27 protein-coding genes and 4 pseudogenes are annotated in these 23,698 nt (G+C 32.8%); 9 read left to right on the forward strand and 22 right to left on the reverse strand.

What is annotated here, in order from left to right; translation table 11 throughout:
• Positions 1-17: 17 nt before the first annotated feature.
• Positions 18-635, forward strand: coding sequence for a deoxynucleoside kinase (locus AOB58_RS06795; protein ID WP_021339561.1), 618 nt, complete (start codon positions 18-20; stop codon positions 633-635).
• The gene (locus AOB58_RS06800; RefSeq protein ID WP_021339560.1) at positions 628-1,290 is read left to right on the forward strand and encodes a deoxynucleoside kinase; all 663 of its coding nucleotides are present in this window, start codon (positions 628-630) and stop codon (positions 1,288-1,290) included. The genes AOB58_RS06795 and AOB58_RS06800 overlap by 8 nt, the downstream gene beginning before the upstream one ends.
• Positions 1,291-1,570: 280 nt before the next feature.
• Here AOB58_RS06800 and AOB58_RS06805 read toward each other — a convergent pair whose 3' ends face one another.
• Both AOB58_RS06805 and AOB58_RS06810 read right to left on the reverse strand, forming a co-directional pair.
• Positions 1,571-1,960, reverse strand: coding sequence for a hypothetical protein (locus tag AOB58_RS06805; RefSeq protein WP_064783147.1), 390 nt, complete (start codon positions 1,958-1,960; stop codon positions 1,571-1,573).
• Positions 1,961-2,034: 74 nt separating this feature from the next.
• Positions 2,035-2,733 (reverse strand): HAD family hydrolase, encoded by a 699-nt coding sequence (locus AOB58_RS06810; protein ID WP_064783148.1) that lies wholly within the window; start codon positions 2,731-2,733, stop codon positions 2,035-2,037.
• 220 nt (positions 2,734-2,953) lie between these two features.
• Between AOB58_RS06810 and AOB58_RS06815 the strand changes: the two genes are divergently transcribed.
• Positions 2,954-3,169, forward strand: a complete 216-nt coding sequence (locus AOB58_RS06815) for a hypothetical protein (RefSeq protein ID WP_064783149.1) — start codon at positions 2,954-2,956, stop codon at positions 3,167-3,169.
• Positions 3,170-3,337: 168 nt separating this feature from the next.
• Here AOB58_RS06815 and AOB58_RS13970 read toward each other — a convergent pair whose 3' ends face one another.
• Positions 3,338-3,460, reverse strand: coding sequence for a hypothetical protein (locus AOB58_RS13970; RefSeq protein ID WP_257737061.1), 123 nt, complete (start codon positions 3,458-3,460; stop codon positions 3,338-3,340).
• Positions 3,461-3,866: 406 nt separating this feature from the next.
• Between AOB58_RS13970 and AOB58_RS06820 the strand changes: the two genes are divergently transcribed.
• Positions 3,867-4,079, forward strand: coding sequence for a hypothetical protein (locus AOB58_RS06820; RefSeq protein ID WP_046836468.1), 213 nt, complete (start codon positions 3,867-3,869; stop codon positions 4,077-4,079).
• A 247-nt stretch (positions 4,080-4,326) separates the two neighbouring features.
• Here the strand turns inward: AOB58_RS06820 and merA are convergent, their stop codons facing one another.
• The 9 genes and pseudogenes from merA to cadC all read right to left on the reverse strand — a co-directional run bounded on the left by merA (position 4,327) and on the right by cadC (position 12,052).
• Entirely contained in the window at positions 4,327-5,967 is a 1,641-nt protein-coding gene (gene merA / locus AOB58_RS06825) for a mercury(II) reductase (RefSeq protein ID WP_064783150.1), read from the reverse strand.
• A 163-nt stretch (positions 5,968-6,130) separates the two neighbouring features.
• Positions 6,131-6,529, reverse strand: coding sequence for a mercury resistance transcriptional regulator MerR1 (merR1, locus tag AOB58_RS06835; RefSeq protein ID WP_046836471.1), 399 nt, complete (start codon positions 6,527-6,529; stop codon positions 6,131-6,133).
• A gap of 190 nt (positions 6,530-6,719) precedes the next feature.
• Positions 6,720-7,085 carry a DUF6262 family protein gene (locus AOB58_RS06840; protein WP_046836472.1) on the reverse strand — a complete coding sequence of 122 codons (366 nt, stop codon included), beginning with the start codon at positions 7,083-7,085 and terminating at the stop codon, positions 6,720-6,722.
• Position 7,086: 1 nt separating this feature from the next.
• Positions 7,087-7,368, reverse strand: a pseudogene (locus AOB58_RS13310) (transposase); the annotation flags it as partial.
• The gene (locus AOB58_RS13780) at positions 7,325-7,582 is read right to left on the reverse strand and encodes a redoxin family protein (RefSeq protein WP_234446432.1); all 258 of its coding nucleotides are present in this window, start codon (positions 7,580-7,582) and stop codon (positions 7,325-7,327) included. The pseudogene AOB58_RS13310 and the gene AOB58_RS13780, both read right to left, overlap by 44 nt.
• 38 nt (positions 7,583-7,620) lie before the next feature.
• Positions 7,621-7,824 (reverse strand): thioredoxin domain-containing protein, encoded by a 204-nt coding sequence (locus tag AOB58_RS13785; RefSeq protein WP_228070300.1) that lies wholly within the window; start codon positions 7,822-7,824, stop codon positions 7,621-7,623.
• Between the two features lie 731 nt (positions 7,825-8,555).
• On the reverse strand, positions 8,556-9,170 hold the full coding sequence (locus AOB58_RS06850) for a CadD family cadmium resistance transporter (RefSeq protein ID WP_064783151.1): 615 nt from the start codon (positions 9,168-9,170) through the stop codon (positions 8,556-8,558).
• Positions 9,171-9,273: 103 nt separating this feature from the next.
• The gene (locus AOB58_RS06855) at positions 9,274-11,691 is read right to left on the reverse strand and encodes a cadmium-translocating P-type ATPase CadA (protein ID WP_019467776.1); all 2,418 of its coding nucleotides are present in this window, start codon (positions 11,689-11,691) and stop codon (positions 9,274-9,276) included.
• Positions 11,684-12,052, reverse strand: a complete 369-nt coding sequence (gene cadC, locus AOB58_RS06860; RefSeq protein ID WP_002510811.1) for a Cd(II)/Pb(II)/Zn(II)-sensing metalloregulatory transcriptional repressor CadC — start codon at positions 12,050-12,052, stop codon at positions 11,684-11,686. The genes AOB58_RS06855 and cadC overlap by 8 nt, the downstream gene beginning before the upstream one ends.
• 125 nt (positions 12,053-12,177) lie before the next feature.
• Here cadC and AOB58_RS06865 point away from each other — a divergent pair.
• Positions 12,178-12,675, forward strand: a pseudogene (locus tag AOB58_RS06865) (recombinase family protein); the annotation flags it as partial.
• 306 nt (positions 12,676-12,981) lie between these two features.
• Here AOB58_RS06865 and arsC read toward each other — a convergent pair.
• Genes arsC through arsD form a run of 6 tightly spaced genes read right to left on the reverse strand, consistent with a single transcriptional unit; the run spans position 12,982 to position 18,717 of the window.
• The gene (gene arsC / locus AOB58_RS06870; protein WP_002509695.1) at positions 12,982-13,377 is read right to left on the reverse strand and encodes an arsenate reductase (thioredoxin); all 396 of its coding nucleotides are present in this window, start codon (positions 13,375-13,377) and stop codon (positions 12,982-12,984) included.
• Positions 13,378-13,394: 17 nt separating this feature from the next.
• Positions 13,395-14,687 (reverse strand): arsenite efflux transporter membrane subunit ArsB, encoded by a 1,293-nt coding sequence (gene arsB, locus AOB58_RS06875; protein ID WP_002509694.1) that lies wholly within the window; start codon positions 14,685-14,687, stop codon positions 13,395-13,397.
• Positions 14,687-15,001, reverse strand: coding sequence for an ArsR/SmtB family transcription factor (locus tag AOB58_RS06880; RefSeq protein WP_002509693.1), 315 nt, complete (start codon positions 14,999-15,001; stop codon positions 14,687-14,689). Before AOB58_RS06880 ends, arsB begins: the two co-directional genes overlap by 1 nt.
• Positions 14,998-16,662 (reverse strand): FAD-dependent oxidoreductase, encoded by a 1,665-nt coding sequence (locus AOB58_RS06885; RefSeq protein WP_046466206.1) that lies wholly within the window; start codon positions 16,660-16,662, stop codon positions 14,998-15,000. Before AOB58_RS06885 ends, AOB58_RS06880 begins: the two co-directional genes overlap by 4 nt.
• Positions 16,662-18,383, reverse strand: coding sequence for an arsenical pump-driving ATPase (arsA, locus tag AOB58_RS06890; RefSeq protein WP_173020196.1), 1,722 nt, complete (start codon positions 18,381-18,383; stop codon positions 16,662-16,664). Before arsA ends, AOB58_RS06885 begins: the two co-directional genes overlap by 1 nt.
• Complete coding sequence (gene arsD / locus AOB58_RS06895; RefSeq protein ID WP_013730043.1) at positions 18,370-18,717, reverse strand: arsenite efflux transporter metallochaperone ArsD; 348 nt, start codon at positions 18,715-18,717, stop codon at positions 18,370-18,372. The genes arsA and arsD overlap by 14 nt, the downstream gene beginning before the upstream one ends.
• A gap of 283 nt (positions 18,718-19,000) precedes the next feature.
• On the opposite strand from arsD, the gene AOB58_RS06900 reads away from it, so the two are divergent.
• The 4 genes from AOB58_RS06900 to AOB58_RS06915 all read left to right on the forward strand — a co-directional run bounded on the left by AOB58_RS06900 (position 19,001) and on the right by AOB58_RS06915 (position 20,688).
• Positions 19,001-19,195 carry a hypothetical protein gene (locus AOB58_RS06900; RefSeq protein WP_002509689.1) on the forward strand — a complete coding sequence of 65 codons (195 nt, stop codon included), beginning with the start codon at positions 19,001-19,003 and terminating at the stop codon, positions 19,193-19,195.
• Positions 19,196-19,244: 49 nt separating this feature from the next.
• A complete protein-coding gene (locus AOB58_RS06905; RefSeq protein ID WP_002509688.1) occupies positions 19,245-19,565 on the forward strand; it encodes an ArsR/SmtB family transcription factor in 321 nt (106 codons plus the stop codon).
• Between the two features lie 90 nt (positions 19,566-19,655).
• Positions 19,656-20,540 (forward strand): permease, encoded by an 885-nt coding sequence (locus tag AOB58_RS06910; protein ID WP_002509687.1) that lies wholly within the window; start codon positions 19,656-19,658, stop codon positions 20,538-20,540.
• A gap of 13 nt (positions 20,541-20,553) precedes the next feature.
• On the forward strand, positions 20,554-20,688 hold the full coding sequence (locus tag AOB58_RS06915) for a hypothetical protein (protein WP_002509686.1): 135 nt from the start codon (positions 20,554-20,556) through the stop codon (positions 20,686-20,688).
• Positions 20,689-21,136: 448 nt separating this feature from the next.
• Here AOB58_RS06915 and AOB58_RS06920 read toward each other — a convergent pair whose 3' ends face one another.
• The 4 genes and pseudogenes from AOB58_RS06920 to hxlB form a co-directional block, all read right to left on the reverse strand.
• Positions 21,137-21,661 carry a hypothetical protein gene (locus tag AOB58_RS06920; RefSeq protein WP_021339537.1) on the reverse strand — a complete coding sequence of 175 codons (525 nt, stop codon included), beginning with the start codon at positions 21,659-21,661 and terminating at the stop codon, positions 21,137-21,139.
• Between the two features lie 129 nt (positions 21,662-21,790).
• A pseudogene (locus AOB58_RS13315) lies at positions 21,791-22,214 on the reverse strand (NmrA family protein); the annotation flags it as partial.
• Between the two features lie 379 nt (positions 22,215-22,593).
• Positions 22,594-22,709, reverse strand: a pseudogene (locus tag AOB58_RS13320) (DUF536 domain-containing protein); the annotation flags it as partial.
• Positions 22,710-23,147: 438 nt separating this feature from the next.
• Positions 23,148-23,696 carry a 6-phospho-3-hexuloisomerase gene (hxlB, locus tag AOB58_RS06930; protein WP_064783584.1) on the reverse strand — a complete coding sequence of 183 codons (549 nt, stop codon included), beginning with the start codon at positions 23,694-23,696 and terminating at the stop codon, positions 23,148-23,150.
• Positions 23,697-23,698: the final 2 nt, after the last annotated feature.

A 23,698-nucleotide genomic window follows, 5' to 3' on the forward strand; every position in this document is an offset into this window, starting at 1 on the left:
ACATTGGAGCGGTAAATATGAAAAAACAATTTATTGCTGTTGAAGGCCCGATTGGTGTCGGAAAGTCTTCTTTAGCGCACAAACTTAGTCAAACTTACAATTACTATGAAGAAAAAGAAATTGTAAATGAAAATCCTTTTTTATCAGATTTCTATGAAGATATTTCTAAATGGAGTTTCCAAACAGAAATGTTCTTTTTATGTAATCGTTACAAACAATTCCAAGATCTTGTTTCAAATGAAAGTGGTATCGTTAGTGATTATCACATTTATAAAAATAAAATTTTCGCACATAATACCTTAACGAGTGCCGAATACAGTAAATTCTCAAGAATTTATGATATTTTAACTGAAGATCTGGAAATGCCCAATATTATCATCTTTTTAGATGCAGAATTAGAAACTTTAAAGGACCGTATAGCACTACGTAACCGCAGTTTTGAACATCAAATTGAGGATGACTACCTACTTAATTTAAAGCGTGATTATAATGCCTATTATAATTCGTTAAAAGCTGACGGAGAACGCGTCATTCGCATCGACACGACACGCCTTGATTTTGTTAAACACAATGATGACTATAATTATATTTTAGAATTAGTGAAGCCACTGATTGGAGGACAAATGCATGAATAAATACGGTATCCCTCAAGATGCTGTGATTACTATCGCTGGTACTGTAGGCGTAGGAAAATCAACATTAACAAAAGCTTTAGCCGAACGCCTGAATTTTAGAACTTCATTTGAAAACGTGGACCATAACCCTTACCTCGATAAGTTTTACAACGACTTTGAGCGTTGGAGTTTCCACTTACAAATTTATTTCTTAGCTGAACGTTTTAAAGAACAAAAACGCATGTTTGAATATGGCGGTGGTTTCATCCAAGACCGTTCGATTTACGAAGATGTCGACATTTTCGCTAAAATGCATGAAGAACAAGGTACAATGAGCCCAGAAGACTTTGAAACATATTCAGAATTATTTAACGCCATGGTCATGACGCCTTATTTCCCTAAACCAGATGTATTGATTTATTTAGAATGTGATTACGATGAAGTCATTGATCGCATTAAACAGCGTGGTCGCCAGATGGAAATGGAAACTGACCCAGAATATTGGCAAAAACTATTCAAACGTTACGACGACTGGATAAGCGAATTTAACGCATGTCCTGTTGTACGTGTGAATATTAATGAATATGATTTACATGAAGATCCAGACTCATTAAACCCAGTCATTGATAAGATTCGTCATATTATTGAGACACATCGTAAAGTAGATCAACGCTAATACAAATAAAGTGTCAACAAAGCATCTGACTTTGTTGGCATTTTTTTGTGCATATTTTTCTTAAATTCCGTTCCGGCTTTTCTATTTATTTCATACTCACTTGCCTAGGACACGGTCTCAGTCTGTAGTCTTTTACTATCGTTTTATTAACTCACCAGGAGTTGGCCAAATCACTGCCATCATTTAAACAAAAATTATCAAGAAGAAAAAACAGCTATAAAAAACAATGGAGTGGGACAATTATTATGTCTCACTCCTTTTTCATTGCTATAACAATGTACTACTCAATATGTTGGCGGTAGATTATTTTTTCAATTTCGTCTTCTGTCACATACTTACTATAATAATGTTCATCTGTTTGATCTAATCCAAATGAACTCGCTTTGTCTTGATCTTCTGTCCCAATATAAAGTTGTTGTTCTGTATCTTGGTATAAATCAAAAACGGCACCTTCATATCTCGCTTCTTGAAATAACGCATAAAGCTCATCAACATCATCTCTCGGGATACGTTTGAAATATAATGTATGCGCTGATTGATTTGCTGTTTGTGCTTCAAAACCATGTTCCAATGCCTTTTCGTCTTCTGTTGCTAGCACCAATTCATTACCAACAATTTCAACTACTTTATAAGTTTCGCCTTTATAATCTGCGTATTTTCCATCAATCATACAATCACCTCTATGTTTATATTAAAGAAAAAAGTCATAATATACGATACGTATATTATGACACAATTTGTGAACTACGCATATTGATTTAATATTCCTAGAACGTCATTCGCGTTATCTACAATATGGTCAGCTTTATTAAGTTCTTGTTCTAATCCTACGCCCGTTAGTACAGCAATCTTAAGGCCTAACTTAGCATTTACACCTGTTTGTATATCATTGGCGGTATCACCCACGATGATTACATCTTGTGGTGATACGTCGTAGTTGTTAAACAAGGGATTAAGCACTTCTGGATTAGGCTTTTCAACTGCATAAGCCTCCGTAGATATGACTACATCAAAGAAATGATCAAATTGAGTTACTTCTAAAAATTGTTCTACGCCTTTTTTAGAATCACTTGTTACTATACCCATTTTATAACCTTGGTTTTGTAGCGTCTCTAACGTTTCATAAATACCTTCTACCAGAACATTTTCTGGCACTCTATTATCAACAAGTGTTTGGCTCCTTTTCTGTGCCCACTTCGAAACGTCCTGACCAGCAATATCACATAACGCTTTGACCATTTCTTCTAAAGCGCCTGAAGCCATTATTGTGCCAGGTTGAATTTCTCCATCTACGATACCTAAATGCTTATATGCTGTATCTATATCATGTATATCGTCCTTGTATGCTTCCATAAAATCGTCGACGAGTTGTAAGCCAATCTTCATCCAACTACCGTCAAAATATATTAACGTGCCATCTTTATCAAATAAAATCCATTTCATCGCTTGAACAGCTCCTATGTAATAACTTCATACTAAATTATATCGCACTTTATTTTAATATAAAGATATAGCGCTAAACAAATAATGAAACTGAGAGAATAATATTATTAAATTCAATGTTTTAGAGAACGTTGAAAAAACATCTCTTTATGTTAATATTATTTCAAAGTTAAGTTAATTTTTTCTTGATATTTAATTTTTATAAAAAGGAAGATGATATATGATATATCTATTCGTAATCATTGTAGTCGCAACGTTAATTGGCATGTTTTTTTTAAAGAGACAAAAGCCTACGTCTTCCAAAAGTTGGCTTAAGGGCATTGGATTAATTATTCTTTCTATCATCATTGTAAATGGCTTTTATCATATAGATGAAATTTTAAACGGTGCTAAGAAAGAGCAAGAAGATATTCAAAATAGACAAAACCCAAAATAAAAAGTATCACTGCAATAATTACAGTGATACCTAAGCTTTCTAAAAGCTCATATTTTTAAATAATTTTCATACATTGATTATAAGACAAGTTTATGGATTTAAATAATCAAGAAAACCTTCTTTGTCACTTTAAGAAGCTTTGTGTCAAAATCGAACATTTTTAGTACTCTAATCATACATACAGAAATACTGTTTTGCTAGCATCGATAATGGTTCGATTAGGGTAGACCCTAAATAGACATAATTATATTGCTGAATATATTGCATGTCATTTTTGACGATAAATTGCATATATTTTAAGTGTTATTTTGCATAACCAACTTTAAAGCCTAGCTGTCTTTGTGAAAAGATTAGCTGGGTTTCTTAACTATAGTACAAATTATCGCCTAAATCAGTGCAAAATAACATCGAAAGTGACAGTTGGAACATAAAAGGCTGTGTTCTACCTTTTTTCAAATGTGTTATAGTGCAAAATAGCGCTTAAAAACAGGCGTAAAATAGCGTCTTAAGTGACATCCTTTTACCGTATGCACTATTTTGTGTGTAAAACGGTCGTTTTTTAAACTTAATTTTACATGTAGTTTTTGTCATATTAAATACTCATTTTATGCACGGATTCTCGAAAATTATAATCTAGTCTAATACATAAAGGAATGACAAGTTCTTTATTAAAAGTAGAAAGAAGGGATTGTAAAGTATGAGAAAAAAGAACCTATTGATAAGCTTGTTTTCTCTAATGATGGTCATTGTTTTATCAGCTTGTACAAGCAATGACGAAGAAGCATCTGTAGAAGATACTAGCAATGAAAAGAATTCAAATGAAGAGATGAACATGAATGAGGACAATGAAGGTTCTATGGAAGAAAATATGAATGGCTCCTCCAGTGAAGGAGATGCACATTATCAATAGTAAAGTACAGAAATTACAGCACAATACTTACCTTTGCTTTAACTACATGTCTTCAATGTTTCTAACATATCATATCTGATGACTTGAAAATACGTAAAAGGGGTAGCGCCATCATTTTGACATAAAACCCACGTTAAAACATTTTTCAGAAGAAAAAAAGACGATTGTCTCTACGCTAAGAGAAGAATCGTCTTTTATAAAAATTTTCATTAACTGAGGAGTATATCAAGGTTTACTGGAAAGGTGATCAACCTGCACAACAAGATAATTTTGATACATCTTTATCAAACGTAAGGGCAGCTAATTTTAATCCCTCTGCCATTGTCAAATATGGAGCCACGGTTTCTCGGAGATCCTCCACGGTTAAACCGAATTTGACAGCCAGTGTCGCCGCATAAATTACTTCTCCTGCATTTTCTGCTACCACATGTGCTCCTAATATCTTCATTGTTTTTGCGTCTGCCACTAATTTAAAAACACCTGTTGTTTCTCGATTAACCAAGGCTCTCGGAACGGCATCTAAAGGCAAGACGGATGTTTTCACTTCATAGCCTTTTTCTTTTGCTTGTTGCTCCGTTAAACCAACGGTTGCAATCGCTGGAGCTGTAAACGTAACCCCTGGAACCACTTCTAAATTCAGCTTTTTATTCAGTCCTCCGATGGCATTTCCTGCTGCAATTCCACCTTGATAAGCTGCCACATATACAAATTGAGGGCCAAGCGTCACATCTCCTGCCGCATAGATGCTTGAATTCGTTGTTTTTGAATACTCATCGATTATAATTTCACCACGGGAGCCTACTTCAACACCTGCTACCTCTAAATTCAAAGTCGTCGTATTTGGTGTTCTTCCAGTGGCAACTAGTAATTGATCTGCTTCAATGATTCGCTTCTTGCCATTGACTTCAACATGAACCTTTTTAACGTCTCCGTCCTGTTCGATTCGTTCAAAGGATGCTCCTGTTACTAAATTAATCCCTTGTTCTGTTAATGCTTGCGTGATCGCTTCTGACACTTCAGGATCGTATTCCTTTAACAGTCGTGGACTTCTTTGCATCAACGTTACTTCTGAACCCAAATGATGGAATAGTTGTCCCAATTCCATACCGATATATCCTGAACCGATGACTGTAAGACGCTTTGGAACCTGTTTTAATTCAAGTAATGTTGTACTTGTTAAATAATCTACCTCTTCTAATCCAGGAATCTTTGGTACAGCAGGTGAAGCACCTGTCGCGATTAAAAATCGTTTGGCTGATAACTGCTTGCCATTCACTTCGACGGTTTTTTCATCCACGAATTTCGCTTCACCTTTTATTAATTCAAAGCCGTAGTCATCAATTAAATCAACATATTTCGAGTTTCGAAGATCCGTCACCAAATCGTTTTTCTGCTTAATCAATGGAGCCAAATCGACATTGCCTGCTGACGTGTGCAATCCTAAAAACGGATTGTTTTTTGCTATGTGATTGATTTCTCCAGCTCTTAACATCGTCTTTGAAGGAACACATCCGATGTTCACGCATGTTCCACCCACTGTGCCACGTTCGATGATTGCCACGTTCGCTCCGTATTTCGCGGCTTCAATGGCAGATGAAAAGGATGCTCCACCAGAACCAATGATAATGTAGTCATAATCGCCTTCATCTCCAAGTTGCACCGTTTCTTGCTGTTGTACTTCTTCTGTTTCTCCTGTCTGGTATTTGGCTTCAGAAATCGCCTTTTTCGCTCTTTCCACCTCCACGTCATTCGGAAGCTCAAATACAGCTTCTTCGCGACGAAAATCCACTTCAATCTCTTTTGCACCCATGTTTTCAAGAGCAACAGCAACATGCTCTTCACAACCCGTGCAAGTCATCCCTTGAACGTTTACTCGATACTTTTTCATATTAATATTCCTCCTTTTACTCGACTCCAAGACCGAAATCCGAAATTGCCGTCTTAATTAACTGTAAATCCGTTTTCCTATCATCAAAGGAAACCGTTACTTCGCCCGTGCTTCCACTGACTTTAATGGCTGTTTTGCCAACGCCTTCTACCTGTTTCACCTCTTATTTCTTCATCAGTGTTTCAATAATGGGGCATTCGTAAATATCTTTGTTTTCGGGACATCTTTCTTTAAGATCCACCAGCATTTGTTCAATTCTTTTGAGACCTTCAATTTTACGCTGGATGTCCTCTAACTTAAGAACAGTGAAATCATACATATCACGGCACTTCGATTCATTGCGATCGACGACTCCTAATAATTTGTCAATTTCATTTAATGTAAAGCCTAGTTCCTGCATCCTTTTTATGAAATTCAATCGATCGATAATTTGTTGTGAATACATGCGGTATCCTGATTCCGTACGATCAGGTTCTGAAATTAAGCCTATACGTTCATAATATCGAATAGTCTCTTTATTAACGCTGCACTTCTCAGCCAGTTCTCCAATACGAAATTGCATTTATCTCACCTCATATAAAGTATAAACCCTGTACCATAGTACAGGGTCAAGGGAAGTATTATTTACTATATTATCGATTTGCTTTCTTATACCAAAGTGTCCCGTTATCCCAACGAGAAAAACAGAAGTTCAGATTATCAATGCACTTCTGTATTAAAATTAGAGATACATCTTAGGATGCACAATGCTGCTAAAATAGCTTGCCATGTAATATTTGAACTTGATCCTTTAATTGTTTGTTTTCTTCTTCTAGTGCCTTTATACGGTTTTTTAAGGTCTTTATTAACACATCCTCTGAACGGGGGCTTTTACTTTGTTTACGGGGGACTAACTCACTTATTTGCATCCCTCTTAATGTCTCTACTCTATTTCTAATATCTTTTTGTTTGTAAAGCCATGACTTTGAAACATTTGCCTTTTGTGCAACGGAGTTAAAATTAATCTTCTCTTTTTTCAATGCCATCTCTGAAATTGTCTTTTCAACCCTAATTCTTGTTTTCTCCGACTTTTCTTTTGATAGTTGAATTATGGCAGTTGTGTTACTCTTTCTAGTCATCTTAATTCGTCCCCTTTAACGAATGAATAATCTGCTCTAATCTATTTTTCACACGTTCGTTAGTTTCAACCTGACGCTGCCATTGGTTCTGTTTAGCCCTATTTAGTATTTCTTTAGTTCGGTCTAAGTGCTCTTCATGTTCATTTAGAAATTGTTTACTTGTACAGAAGTTCGTACAATCTAAACAAGCATTTGCGTGGGGACAAGGTCCGGCAATTACTGGTAAACGACAATAGCCATTAGGAAGTGCTTGTGCATTGATATTCTTTCTTATCCACGACAATACCGTTTTTATTGATTGCTATTGTCGTCGGCAGTGGTCCGACTTGATAAGCTTTAGTCACATCTCTGTTTCGATCCAATGCGATTGGAAAATCAAGTTTTTCATCTAAGCTGGATAAGAACTGATTAATCTGCTGCCCATCCTCCGAAACATTTATTGCAATGATCTCATAATCATCATGTCCCTCATTATAAATTCGGTTCATATCAGGCATTTCTTCACGACACGGTTTACACCAAGTCCCCCAGAAATTCAAAATAACACTTTTTCTAAATTGACATCTGATAATTGTATTGGACCACCTTTCAACGTCTCTAGTTGAAAATCTATTGCTTCATCCCCTACTTGTACAGTTTTTTTATCAGAAGTTAAATTGAACCACAAAGTGACCCCTAATAAAATAATGATACTTAGTATAATACTTACTCTAAGAATACTTCTTGTTGTTTTTTTCATAATATTATACCTCCTGTAACGATTCCTTTCATCGAACAAATCATGCATTTTTGGTTGGCTTTGAAAGATAATTTTTGTTAAAAATAAAAGTTCATTCTCACACCAATCTAAGTACAAACTTTAACTGTTAAGAAAAATTCACTCCTAATTATTTAGCTTAAGCTAAATTTTCAAAGAAACTGTGCAGTTTCTTAAGTATTTAATGTGACATTTCATATCATTAAGAGATTTTATTGGAACTCGAGAATTAGACTAATAAAATTAGCAGTTATAAGAAGTTCTCTTTACTCTTCAAATAAAACAATATTAGTCTTTAACTCGCATCAGTCTTATGTCATTCAATGTTATTAGTAATCTTTCACCTATGCTAGGATGTATAGCAATACACAATACTACATTAACTGAGAATTTGATTATAATAATCAAATTCTCAGTTAATGTGGTATGCAAAAAAATCTATAAATATATTTTTAATAATGTATGTTTTGAGCAGACCCTAAATAGACATTATATATGTATTGATATGCTTAGCTTGTCACTTTAGGAGTTATTTTGCACCTATTTTAATCGTTATTTTGCATTACAAGTTAATAAGGTTAGAGTCAGGAGGTATATAGAAGTCCAATTTCTCAGTTCTAAAATTAAGAAATTGGACTTCTATCGTGACTCCCAAAAGGCGGTCTTATATGTCAAACGAGCGCTGATTCTTATTAGAGAAAGCGTTCCGATTGTTAAAGAAATGAGGATAAAGCGTTAAATGTACCATTTTCAAACAATATATAAATCCCTAACCCAATGAATACAATAGGTACAATCCAACGTTCATATTTCTCAATTTTTTCTGATACAAAATCTAAGGAAGCTAAGCGATAGCTGACATAACATAAAACAGCAACCATAATCAAAAAGACAATAACAGCAATAAAGATTTCAGACATATTTAAGGTCGTGAAGTACGGTATATAAATCGAAAAGTCATCCGCACTGGAAGCTAATACGATGAAAGTCATCGTCAAAAATAACTGATTAAATTTTCCAGAGGAGAATAAAGATAAAATACTACTTTCATCTTCATCCTCTTCTCCTTTAATCCACATTTTCACACCTAAGTAAAGTGGTAAAAGTCCAAGTAGTCCGATAACCCATTGCTGAGGAATTAAATTTACAACCCCCTGTGCAACTAAAAGACTTGCTCCTATAACAATTGCAGTCCCTATATATTGTCCTATCCAAATATGTTTCACCTGACCTTTTTTTACTTGCGAAAACAAAAGAATTAATATAACGAGATAATCAATTCCTGTTGCTACATATACCGCAGCTGCTGTAAGTATCGTTGCGATCATTTTTCCATCTCCAATATTTTATATTTTAGGGGTAGGACTTTTCTTCAAATTGAAAAGCCCCCTTGAATTGCGCACAGCGTGACCTTACTATTCTGTTTTCTACCTATTTATCCTTCACTCTCATCAGTCGTAAACTATTTAATGCTACCAAAATAGTAGCTCCCATATCGGAAAGAATCGCTATCCAAAGGGTTAACCATCCCGGGATAACTAATAGTAAGGCAATTATTTTAATTCCGATAGCAAAAGTGATGTTAGCTTTAATGATATTTAAAGTTTTTCGACTGAGTCTTACTGCAAATGGAAGCTTACTTAAATCATCTCCCATTAATGCAATATCAGCTGTTTCAATTGCAGTATCCGTTCCAGCACCGCCCATTGCAATTCCAACAGTAGATGCAGCAAGTGCTGGAGCATCATTAACGCCATCGCCAATCATAGCTACATTATCATACTCCGATTGCATTTTTTTAATATAATCTAATTTATCCTGTGGCATCAATTCAGACTGAATATCAGAAACGCCTACATGTGTACCGATTGCATTTGCAGTACCTTGATTATCACCTGTCAGCATAATTGTTTGCTTGATACCTAACTGATGAAGTTTTTGAATCACATTTTTACTTGTTTCACGAACCTCATCTGCAACGGCAATTACGCCGAGAATTGTTTTTTCCGTTCCAATAATCATGGCTGTTTTTCCTTGGTTTTGTAGGATTTTCACATTGTTTTCAAACCCAAGGCTAAAATCGGAAACATTTAATTCCTTGAAAAGTTTTGGGCTTCCAATATAGTAAGTAGTTCCGTTTACAATCCCTTTTATACCTCGCCCAGTAATCGAAGTGAATTCTTCCACTTGTACATTAGAATAAGGGATATTATCTTGCTCTGCCTTTTTCATTATTGCTGAAGCAAGTGGATGTTGTGAACGATATTCTAAAGCTGTAATGGTAGAGAATAGCTCTTTTTCTTCCACTTGGTCATTTAATACTTCAAAATCTGTTACCACTGGTACACCTTTTGTCAGTGTTCCTGTTTTATCAAATGCGACTGTCTTAATGGCTCCTAATTTCTCGAGATAGACACCACCTTTAACCAACACACCTTTTTTCGCTGCATTTCCAATTGCCGAGACAATCGAGATTGGAGTAGAAATAACTAATGCACAAGGACATCCAACTACAAGAACTGCTAATCCTTGATAAACCCATGTATCCCAACTGCCACCAAAGAATAGGGGTGGAACGACTGCAACCAAGGCTGCAATAACCATAATGATCGGAGTGTAGTATTTCGCAAATTTATCAACGAATGCTTGGGCTGGAGCACGCTCCCCTTGTGCTTCTTCAACAAGATGAATAATCTTGGCAATGGTTGTATCTTCTACGTATTTGGTGATTTTTACTTCAATTAGTCCCTCTTCGTTAAGCGTACCTGCAAATACTTCGTCATCTACCGCTTTGGAGACGGGAACAGATTCTCCTGTTATAGCTGCCTGATTGACAGCCGACAAGCCATTCACAATGATTCCATCCATGGCAATTTTCTCCCCTGGTTTGACAATCATGATATCACCCACAGCGATATCGTCCACATGGATTATTATTTCCTGACCATTTCGTCTAACTAGTGCTTCTTTTGGGGCGATATCCATCAATGAACGTATGGATTGTCTTGCTCTGTCCATAGAGAAGCGTTCAAGTGCTTCACTGATTGCAAAGAGAATAACAACAATAGATGCCTCTGCCCATTCACCAATAATGGCAGCTCCAATAACGGCAACGGTCATCAGGGTTTTCATGTCGAAATCAAAGCGTATCAAATTTTGAAAACCGACTTTAAATAATGAATATCCGCCAATTACAATAGAACCTACAAATAACATGGAAGTTACGAGGTTATCTTCTCCATTTACAAAGTGAGAAAGGTAACCAAAAGCAATTAGTAGTGTGGCAAACAGCAATGTACTATGTTTTTTATAAAATGGTGTTTTCTCTTCTTTATGAGCCTTAGTGTCATCTTTAACCCTTTGTATCGTTTGATTCGCTAGTTTTTCAGGAGATACTTTTAGATTCTCAAAAGCACCTGCTTTTTCAAGTTCTTCAACCGATGCATTTCCATATACATCAATTTTAGAAGCGCCAAAGTTTACTTTTGCATCCTCAACTCCAGCTATTTGTTTTACATTTTTTTCAAACTTCCCCGCACAATTTGCGCAGGAAAATCCTTCCACACGGTAAACGTTTTTATCTTTAATTACCACAGGTTCTACCCGTCTTTTAGGTTTCTCTGGTGCCACTTTAAGATTTTCAAAAGCACCAGCCTTTTCTAGTTCTTCAACAGTTGCACTGCCGAAGACATCAATTTTTGAAGCTCCAAAATTTACTTTTGCGTCCTGAACGCCTGGAATCTTTTTAACATTTTTCTCAAACTTTCCTGCACAATTTGCACATGAAAATCCTTGGACCCGATAGACGTTCATTTCTTCTTCCATTAGTTTAACCTTTTGTTCAGACATTGACCTTCACTTCTTTCTTATGTGCTAGGGCGATCATCATTATCTGCCTGATATGTTCATCATCTAAAGAATAGAAAGCTAGTTTTCCTTCTTTTCTAAAGTTGACCACCCCTTGCTTATAAAGCGTACGTAAATGATGAGATGCATTTGCTATCGTAATACCTAAGATATTTGCTATATCACAAACACACAACTCTTCATCCTGACACAGAGCGTAAGTAATTTTTGCTCTATTTTCATCGGCAATAGCCTTTAACATTTGGCTAACACCAGAAATATCAACTGTTTGTAAATCCCCTTGTATTCGATTAACCTTTTCTTCGTCATAACAAAAAATTTCACAAGTATCTTTCTTTTTCATATTATCATCCCATCTTCATTCAAATATTTATTTGAATATATTATAACCATTTTCGACTCATCATGCAAGCAAATATTTGAATGAAAATAAAAGAAGTAAGTAGGGCATAAAATTCTAGTCTCAAAAACGAACAAAAAAAGAAAATCGAAACCCATACAAATGAAATTGTTGAAGAAATTCATGCTAATAATAAAAATAGAAATGAATTAGATGTTCTTTTAAGCAAGAAACTAGTGACGGGTGATAAGTTATATATTACGGATTTATGTATACTTGCAGATTCTACGAAGCATTTAGTAGATATATTAGATTATCTTTCACAAGAGGAAATATCTTTATATGTAATCAATTTAAATCGATATATTTATAAAGATATCAAAGGGGAATTTCTAGAAATATTACATAATATTACAGACTTTCAAAGTGACATCGTTAAATTTAGAACACGAGCAGGATTAGAAAATTACGCAAAAAAAGGAAAAACTTTAGGTAGACCCAAACGCGATGATAATAACCTTAGAGATGCTATTGAGATGTATATGAGCAAAAAATACACTTTAGATGAGATAAAAGAACAGACAAATATAAGTAGAGCAACCTTGTATCGTCATCTAGATAAATAAGAGGTGATGAACGTTGTTAAAACAAGATTTAGTGTATAATGTACTGTTATCGATTAGAGAAGAATAAAGTGTAGATTTTAAAACTTTAGATGTAAGCGAAAAAATTTTTTATTAGCACTTGAAAGCATAGCGAGGCAAGATTTAGCAAAAAATATAGAGTTATTCTACAATGGGTGTTTTCCTATATGTGGCACAACAATATATGCAGAACTAACAGAAAAAGGTAAGCAGCAAATATCATTATATAAAACAGAGGATAAGCACATATAACAATGCTTATCCTCTGTTTTTGAATTTTATATTAACTTAATTATCATAAAATTGCTTGATCTTTTGACCTATTTCATCTCTTACACGTTGAAATTCTGACCAAGATTTACCTGCCGGGTCATCAAAGCCCCAATGTTCTTTTTTTACATTAGGCGGGATGACTGGACAATTCTCATCAGCATCACTACAAAGTGTAACAACTAGGTCTGATTGTCTTAAAATTTTATTATCAATTAAATCAGAAGTATGGTTTGATATGTCAATATCCACTTCTTTCATAGCTTCTATCGCCTTAGGATTTACGCCATGCGTTTCGATACCTGCTGAGTAAACATTCCATTCTTCGCCGAGTATTTCTCTTCCCCAGCCCTCAGCCATTTGACTACGACAAGAATTACCAGTACATATAAAGTAAATTGTTTTCTTATCCATTTATTATTACCTCTCTTTTAAAAAATTATTAGTGTTAAATATAGACCTAATAGGGTTACAAATAAAACAGGGATTGTGATAATAATTCCGGTCTTAAAATAGGTTCCCCAAGAAATCTTGACACCTTTTTGAGTTAGTACGTGTAACCAAAGAAGTGTGGCTAACGAACCAATTGGTGTTATCTTAGGCCCCAAATCAGATCCGATAATATTCGCATAAATCATACCTTCTTTTAATATTCCTGTAGCACTCGATTGACCAATTGCTATTGCATCTATTAAAACGGTTGGCATGTTATTCATAATAGAGGATAGGAATGCAGCTACAAAGCCCATACCCATAATGCTGCTAAATAAGCCATAACTTGAAATGTTTGTTAGTACATCACCAAGAAGTGTTGTAATGCCCACGTTTTTCAAACCAAATACGACGAGATACATACCAATAGAGAATAAAACAATATTCCATGGCGCACCTTTAATTACTTGTTTCGTATGCACGGCTTTAGATTTACGCGCTAATAATACAAATATTAAAGCAATGATACCAGCAATAATGGATACTGGAATATTTATAAACTCACTTATTAAATAACCAATGAGTAATATACCAAGTACGATCCACGAGATGTTAAAAAGTTTTTTATCTTTAATCGCTTCTCTTGGTTCTCTAATGTTTACTGCATTAAATGTTTTTGGAATAGACTTTCTAAAATATAACCATAAAACAAGAATACTTGCGATCAATGAGAATATATTAGGTATAATCATTTTACTGAAGTATTCAATAAATCCAATATCGAAATAATCTGCGGAAACAATATTAACTAAATTACTGACAATGAGCGGTAATGATGTAGAATCAGCTATAAAACCACTAGCAATAATAAATGGAAATATCGCTTTTTTATCAAATCCTAAACTACGAACCATAGCTAAAACAATAGGAGTAAGTATTAAAGCTGCTCCATCATTTGCGAAGAAAGCTGCTACAACTGAACCTAATAGCATGATAAAGATAAACATTTTCAATCCGCTACCTTTTGATGCTCTCACCATATGTATAGCAGACCATTCAAAGAAGCCAATTTCATCTAATATGAGTGAAATAAGAATAACTGCAACAAAAGTTAAGGTCGCATTCCAAACAATTCCAGTAACTTCTAGTACGTCTGAAAAGCTTACAACCCCAGTGATTATAGCAACTACAGCACCAATTAATGCAGTAATACCAATATCTAGACCTTTAGGTTGCCATATAACAAAAATTAACGTTAATACAAATATTGTGATTGCTAATATCGTCATCATTAACACTCACCTTTCTCTACTGTTTCACATATACATGGGACAGTACTGGAACTCAATAGAGTCAGTCGTGATGTAACGTCATCCAATACGTCATGATTCAATTTGTATAAATTTTTATTACCATCTTTTCTGGATGTAATTAAATTATTGTCTTTTAATACTTTCATATGATGACTTAATGTGGGTTGAGAAAAAGAAAAATGCTCTAATAAATCACAAGCGCATAATTCACCACAAGATAACAAATCTAATATTTCAAGACGGCTACTATCAGCAATCACTTTCAAGTATTGTGATATCTCATTATAATTCAATTTTTCTTCTCCCTTTCTACTTGAAATCTTTTATATCGTTGATAATTTTTATTGCCACCTGATAAATTATATACTTGTTTAAAGCCTAAATTAATAAGTACGTTTTGTGCAGCATTACCAGTAGTACCTTTATTACAATAAGTCACGATTGTTTGATTTTCATCTAACGTTTTTGCATAACTTCTCAACGTTTTCAATGGGACGTTAATCGCTCCATCAACATGATCAACTTCAAATTGCTTTGGAGAACGTACATCTAAAATCAATAAATCATTTTTTTGTTTTACGACTTCTTCAGGCGTTATAATTTTACGTCCCCGAGTAATATTGTGACCAATCATCCCTGTATAAATAACAGGATCTTTAGTTGTAGAAAAAGGAGGTGCATATGCTAAATCTAAATGAAATAAATCTTCTGCTTTGGCACCAAATGTTATAGCAGTAGCTAGTACATCAATTCTCTTGTCTACGCCCTCATACCCAACTATTTGCGCACCAAGTAATTTAGAATTATTTTTATCAAATATAGCTTTAATTACCATTTCTTGACCTTGCATATATTCTGGACGATTCGGTTTCACATTGTGTAATACATCAATATCAATTTCTAACTCAACAGCTTCTTTTTCGGTTAAACCTGTCTGGGCAATTGTCATATCAAAGATACGGACAATGCCTGTGCCTAAAATGCCTTTATGTTCTAGATTTCCACCAGTTAATCGATCTCCTAAAATACGACCCATTTTATTTGCTGTAGAACCTAGCGGTCTATATATAGGATTACCAGTAATTAAATTATAACTTTCTGCTGCATCACCAATTGCATATATATGAGGAATATTTGTTTCCAAATACTTATTGGTTTGTATTGCTCCAGATTCTCCAATATTAATACCAATTTCTTTAGCTAATTTAGTATTTGGTGTGACACCAATCCCAATAATGATTAAGTCTGTATCAATTAATTCGCCAGTTTTTAAGCTGACTCTATTTATCGTATGATTCTCATCATAATCAATAATGTCAATTTCATTATAGGTATATACGTTAGCTTTATCTTCAATATATTCTTGAATCATAAAACTCATATCGTAGTCTAAATGAGGCATAAAAGTGTTACGTTGAACAATTGAAGTGTTGTAATTAGATAATTGTTCTAACATCTCTAAACCAATAAATCCACCGCCAACGATTGTTATATTCTGAACATCATGGTCATTAATATAATTATAAATTGCTTTGGCATCATTAATATTTTTAACTTTAAACACATTATTATATTCTTCGCTATTTAATTGAGGGAGTTCTTTAGGCGATGAACCTGTTGCTAATACTAATTCGTCATATTTTTGAATCATCTTTTCATCATTTACTAAATTAGTAACTGTTATTGTTTGATCACTATCATTTATCTTATTCACTTCATATTCTGTATAAATATCTATATTAAAGCGTTCTTTAAACCATTTAGCATTTCGTGGCGTGAGTTCATCAATATCAGATACATTACCTCCTATATAGTAGGGGATACCACATACGGAATACGAAATATCACTACCTTTATCAAAAACGGTAATTTCAACATCTTCACTATTTCTTCTTGCTTTAGCCGCGACACTCGTACCGGCAGCAACTGAACCAATGATAACAATTTTTTTCATTATTCTAACCCTCCATAAGGTATGACAAAGTAATTATTAAGACTTTCATTTTTAATCTTGTTTATCCAAATCGATTCATCTTCTTTTTTGTTACTAAAAAGGTCATCACGTTGATTTAGCGTAACTAATGATTGATTAACGACCCACCAATTATGTCCTATATCGGCTCTATTTAAATCTTCTACTAAACGTTTAGATTCTAAATAAGGTGTTTTTTCTGCTAGTGTTACGATTATCATCTGTGTTAAATCTTGATTTTGAATTTTAGGTAATAACGTTTCAACATTACTGGTAGTTTGAGTTGATTTTTTCTTTAGTTCTTTATGGTGATTTTCACTAGAATCAAGTAACAACAAGGTATGGCCTGTAGGAGCTGTATCTACAATTACGTAATCCATGTCTTCTTGATTCTCCATAATGTCACTAAAGGCTTTGAAAAATGCTATTTCTTCTGTACAAGGTGATTTTAAATCTTCCATAATATAATCAATATCGTCTTGTGGTGTATCATCATTCACTGTGGCTAATATTTCTTTTTTATACTTTTCTAATGCTTGTTCTTCATCAATATAAGCAGTATTTAAATTACTTGTGGTTTCAACATTAATTTCTTTAGTAGGGTCAGTCGTTGCTAAAAGAATACGATGTCCTTTATTAGATAATTCTGTAGCTAATTGCGTTGCTACTGTCGTTTTACCAACGCCACCTTTTCCCATTGTAAATAAATATTGAACTTTACTATTTTCAATTTCATCTATTAATTTATTGAATTGCGGATGATCTTCAACAATAAAGTCATCATTTTCAATTAAGTTATCATCATTTAATAGATTAGTTAAACTTTCTATACCTTCTTCTTTCTGCTTTTTATATGGAACGTAATAAGCATGATTGTTATTTAACCATTCAGTAAAATGATTAATGTTTTTATCTTGTTCTGATTTCATCTGACTCGAAATTAAACCGTGACTTTCTTCTATATAGTTGTTAATGACTACTTTGAATTTAGAAATTGATAGTTGTTGTAATTCTTGTTGCGCTCTTTGAATTTCATATATAGAAGAGTGGTTAGGTTTCGCAACTAAGATCATGGTCGTATCGTCTTGGTTACGTAGTTTTTCAAGTGCTGAATTATATTTACCTCTATTTTCATTTAAACCCGATAATTGACCTAAGCAAGAAGCGTCATTACTCGTTGTATTTAAATAATCTGTCCATGCAGAAGGTAATTCAAGCATTCTCAAGGTGTGACCTGTTGGAGCTGTATCAAATATAATGAAATCAAATTCTTGTTCTAAAGTTTTATCGGATAAAAAATTTGTAAATTCATTAAATGCTGCTACTTCAACTGTACACGAACCACTTAACTGTTCTTTCATCTCAGAAAGCACATCTTCTGGTAGAATACCCTCATAAGGTTCTATAGCTTGTGCTTTATAATCGTCTGCAGCAGCAATCGGGTCAAAATTGGCTATAGAGAGATTAGGTATAGGTTGATATGTAGTTAATTTATTAGATAATTCCATTTGAAATACATCTTGTAAATTACTAGCTGGATCAGTACTTACTAAAGCTACTTTCTTTCCATTCTCTGCTAAGTTTAAAGCAATAGAACTTGATATCGTCGTTTTGCCTACGCCACCTTTACCAGTAAAAAACAAATATTTTGTTAACTCAACATTATCTAAATTCAATTTATTTAAGTATTTAACAGCATCCATCTCCACCACAGCATCCTCCATTTCTCATCTGATTAACCGTAATAATTTCATCGGCTTCTTCTTGGGTAATATAAGTACCCGTTTTAGCTATATTGCCTTCTATAAAAGTGATTGGTAAAACTTCATTACCTTTTTCTTGAATTAAACGAATAGCTTCTTTATTTTTAATAAATTCATTCGGATTATTACTCATATTATAACGTTGAACTTCTATTTGATTTTGTTTTAAATATTCATTGATTTGGTTCGTCTTTATTAGTGTTTCATCCGGTTCTGGACCACATACGCCAGTAGAACAGCACATAGCTTCTTCGTATATTTCAATATTTAACATTATACTCACCTCATTAATTATTTTACTACCATAGATTAGCATCTATATAGATCAGTGTCTATGTATTGATTTGGATTTTTAAAATTTAACTTAATTTGAGTTTCTAATAATATAGTTAGGAAGAAAATATTTTTACTATTGCTGTGAAGCATGTCTAAGTTTATGTGAAATTATAGTTTTTTAATCTTGCAATAATGTATATATTGATTTATATTTAATATATCAAAAAAATTGATATATTAAATGGAATAAAATTATTTAGACAATAAGGAGGTGTGCCTGATTGCGAGTAAACCACGCAAGTACTTTATCTGTTGGTTACTTTGTAAGTTATTTAAATCTTGTTATGGTATCAAGAGAAGTCACTTTAAAAGAAGCTACAATATATATGGAGAAGGAGTTCTTTAAAGGTAATATTCATCAGTATGGTGAATCAACAGAAAATAACTACAAACAAGCAATACAAGAATTGAAATAAAAATAATATAAACTCTAATCAAATATTATAAAAAAGAGGTGTTCTTTTTATGGAAGTTATTAAAGCAAAAACTGATATGAATGAAGATGAACAATTAGCTTTTTATGAAAGCATGTTTAATGCACTTGCTGACAAAAATAGATTAAAAATACTTAATCAAATTAGTCAAAGCCCTAATAAATCACTATGTGTATGCGACTTAGAGGAGTTATTAGATTTAAAACAATCTAAAATTTCATATCATTTAAAAAAACTAGTAAGTGCACAGATTTTAATACCTGAAAAATACGGTACTTGGAACTACTACAAAATCAATGAAGCACAAATTCAAGTTGTATTAACTGAAGATACTTGCTGTAAAATATTATAGGATTTATCTTATTACACATCATATTAATCAACTTTTTTTAATTTATATATCAAAAAAAGTTGATTAAATAAATTCAGAGGAATTATACTAATGACAGATTCAATCATAGAATTCATAAAAACATTTTTAATGTTATTTTTTGAATTGTTAGCATTATTTATAGTTGTAAGTTTTATTGTAAGTTTAATTCAACAAGTAGTATCAGAAGATAAAATACAAAAGCTTTTAAGCAAACCAAATAAAGCAACCAACTATGTATTAGGAATGATTTTTGGTGCTATAACACCATTTTGTTCTTGTTCTACTATTCCTATACTTGCAGGTTTGTTAAACTCTAAAGTTCCGTTTGGTCCAGCTATGAGTTTCTTAATCGCTTCGCCACTCATGAATCCACTCATGATATTTATGCTATGGATTTTATTAGGGTGGAAAGTTGCTGTTGTTTATTTTGTTGTATTAGCGATATTCAGCATTTTAACTGGCCTTGTTTTTTCAAAAGTGAATTTAGCAGAGAGTTATAAAGGCGTTAATGTCAAAGGTGATGGATTTTTCACTAATAAATCAGGATCTCGTGTTAAGCAAGCGCTAAATGATGCTTGGGCTTTCCTATATCCAATGTTACCTTATTTAATTATTGGTGTATTTATCGGTGCATTTATTTATGGATTTATTCCAGAAAGCTTTATAACACAATATGCGAGTGGCGATAGTATTATCTCTGTTATTATTGCTTCTGTTATTGGTATACCTATGTATATTAGACCAGAAACAATGCTTCCTATAGCTGAAGCTTTAGTATCTAAAGGGATGTCACTGGGAACAGTCGTAGCATTAATTATAGGTGGCGCAGGAGCAAGTATTCCTGAAGTTGTATTGTTATCTAAATTATTTAAAAAGAAATTTGTAATATCTTTTGTTATAGCAATTTTAGTCGTAGCTATTGCTACTGGTCTAATTGTTAACTTAATCATTTAAGGAGGTGAAGTAAATGGGTATCAAAGACGCATTAAAAAAATTAAAACCTCAAGAACAGTCATGTTGTTCAGTTGAAATTGAAGAGAAAACAGACAAAAAAGACGAAAATAATGAGAAAAAAGAAAATGGTAATAAAAATTGTTGCTAACATTAAAAAAGTTCTGTTTGATTTTGCATTTATTAACATAATCGATGATTATCAGAAGTACAAAATAGACTCCTTTATGCATAAGGAGTCTATTAATCGTTTCAAAATGAAATGTTGTTTTAATAAAGAACGATTTTTCTAACTAGAATTTTAATTATAGACATAAATTTACACTCTTTGTAATTCTAGGCTAGTTATTTTATGAATTAATCATGAAAATGTAGATTAGTATTCTTATAAAATAATTAACTCATAATCAGTATTTAAAACAAGCTGAACTCTATTTTTTCTTTGTTAGTGTTAACTGAACAAGCAAAGTATCAACTAATGAGATGATATAAAAAATACGATTATTATAAGAATCATTAGCATATTTTATGATTAAAAAGCATTTTGTTAAAGAAAGACCTTACTATTAACTATCTTATTTTTCATTCATTTTATTACTTTAAATAAACTGTAATTCATAAATGTTCTTATCTTCGTAGTTATTGAATTCATCTATATGCCCTTTTAAAAATATTTCTTGTTTTTTTCTACTCACATTATGATAATAGGATAACTTAATATTCATATTGGATTCGTAACCGTTATTTTTTATAGTATCTTCTAATTCATCAAATACTGTCTTATTTATAGGTAACATATAACCTTCTTTACTAGGTAACATATTAACATACTTTTTTTGAATAACTTTATCTTCACCTAATAAAACTTCAATGGTGATTTTTTTTGCTGCACCGCCTCCTAAATTATATAATTTCAAATAATCTTCATTTTCTTCCACATTGGAAGTGGTGTTTTTTAAAATTAATTTTTGGTCTTTATCTCTAATTAATAAAATCTGATTAAATCCTAATGCAGGAATAAAACTTATTTTCATTTGGTAAAGTTGAACTGATACTGATACAAAATAAAATAACGCCATAATAAATGTTCCAAGCGATCCTATCGCTGATATAATATTAATCATATTTAGCTCCTTTTCTTTTTTAAGAAATAGTAGTAGGAAATTAAACATAGCATAAAACAATTTATATTCAACAATCTACGAATATAAATTTCATATTAACTATATAAAAACGAGCATTGGATACCAATTTTTTAGTATTGGATAAGAACTTCCCTTAGCACTTATAATTAGTCCAGCTCTCAACGTAGTTACTGGCACACCATATGCTCCTAAAATGTCTTTACACTCTATGCGACTTCTTAAACATGGTGGTAATTCATTCGTATTTGGAATTAGGTCACTCATAAATATGATATGTTTAACTTTATTAAAACCTTGATGCTTTAGCAAAATTATCTGCTAATATTTCATCTATATCTTCAAACCTTGCTTGTGTTAACTTAGATGAAGGTATGATCGAATGAACAAGATATATAGCGATATCTACGTTTTTCATTATTTCTGTTATCTCATTTAAATCAAATAAATCTGAAGATTTCCATGTAACATTTTGTTCATTAGACTTATTTTCTATATATGCTGAAGCACCTGTTAATAGAATTTTTTCGTAAATTTAGCCTCCAATTTTAAAACGAGCAGGTACATGCTTGCCTCAGCTCATCTTTTTCATAATAAGCTAAATTGCTCATTACAATTAAATTAATTTGATATAAGTGTGGCAAGAGTTCCACGTCTCTTAATAAATAATACCCAATTTTATTGATAAATGAACTTAAATTTAAAATTAAATTGATGAGTATCAGAAGTACGATTCACATAAAAAGGTACGACAAGTTTATGAGCTTGTCGCACCTTTTTAATTACAATTAGTTACTAACAAACGACTCCAAAAGCCTTTTTCAGTTGTGTTTATTCACCCTTTTTTCTTCCTGATGTTGATTAATATTTACAGCGTCTGTAGTATATGATGCTTCTTACACATCCACGTTTTATCTATCATTAGTAGGTGTATCAAAGGAATAATTAAGCAGCCTCTCTTCCTCTAATTGATTTTTGAATCTTTTTTATTACTCTCTAACGCCAAAACTTGCTGATTCTTAAGCAATCTTTAATCTTTCCTGCAACTCTTTTCTATTCTGGCTCATATATGCGTTTTAAGAAACAAATGTAATTGAATAGGTTAAAAATTATATATTTTTAAAGTTTCCTTTAAACCAACTGTTAAAGTGTATAATAAGGATATTGGATTACCATATGTAAATTTGTTTTTAGCACGACGTTTTTTAGGTGTGTAAGTGTGCCTTTAGATATAAAAATAAAAGTCAACCTAGAAAAAGTAGATTGACTTTTTCTTTTGATGCAGTATCGTCAATGTAAATCTAAAAATTATGGCTATAAATCTACATCACTTTTCAAAAATGTAGTAGTGATATTCAATACTAATTAATTTTTATAACTACTAGGAAATATCTCAAGGCGTTTCTTTAAATTAAAAATACTCCACAAATAAATGTGGAGTATTAAAGTGAATTATCTTTTGTAGGTTTTATTCCAGATTAGCATGATTTTGCTGCATTGTTTCTTCATCAACGTTTATCTCATTCATTAAATCTAAAACAATACTATCTAAAAACACTTGTGATGCTTGTTCAAATAAGCTACCTAGAGGTTGTGCTGAACCTTCAGCATCATATTTCGTTCCCGCCGGTAATTCAATCACTGCATTTGCAAGTTCACCAATCTTTGACGTTGGATTTGTTGACAATAATACAACTTCTGCACCTACAGCTTTAGCTTTATCTGCTAATAATCTTAAATGCTCTGTCGAACCTGAGCCAGAAAGGATAACAAACAAATCTTTTTCGGTAATGGAAGGTGTAGTGGACTCGCCAACTACATGTGCACCCTTCCCAAGCTGATTCAATCTCATCGCAAAACTATTTGCTACAAAACCCGAACGTCCTTTTCCAGATACAAAAACTTGCTCTGCTTTAATAATTTGCTTTAAAAACGTTTCGGCTTCACTGTCTTTCACATGTGATAATGTGTTGTCTATTTCATCTAGTATTAAACGATAATTTGTGATTTCTGTCATCA

Origin of the sequence: Staphylococcus sp. AntiMn-1 (assembly GCF_001663395.1) — a bacterium.
Taxonomy (GTDB): Bacteria; Bacillota; Bacilli; order Staphylococcales; family Staphylococcaceae; genus Staphylococcus; species Staphylococcus equorum.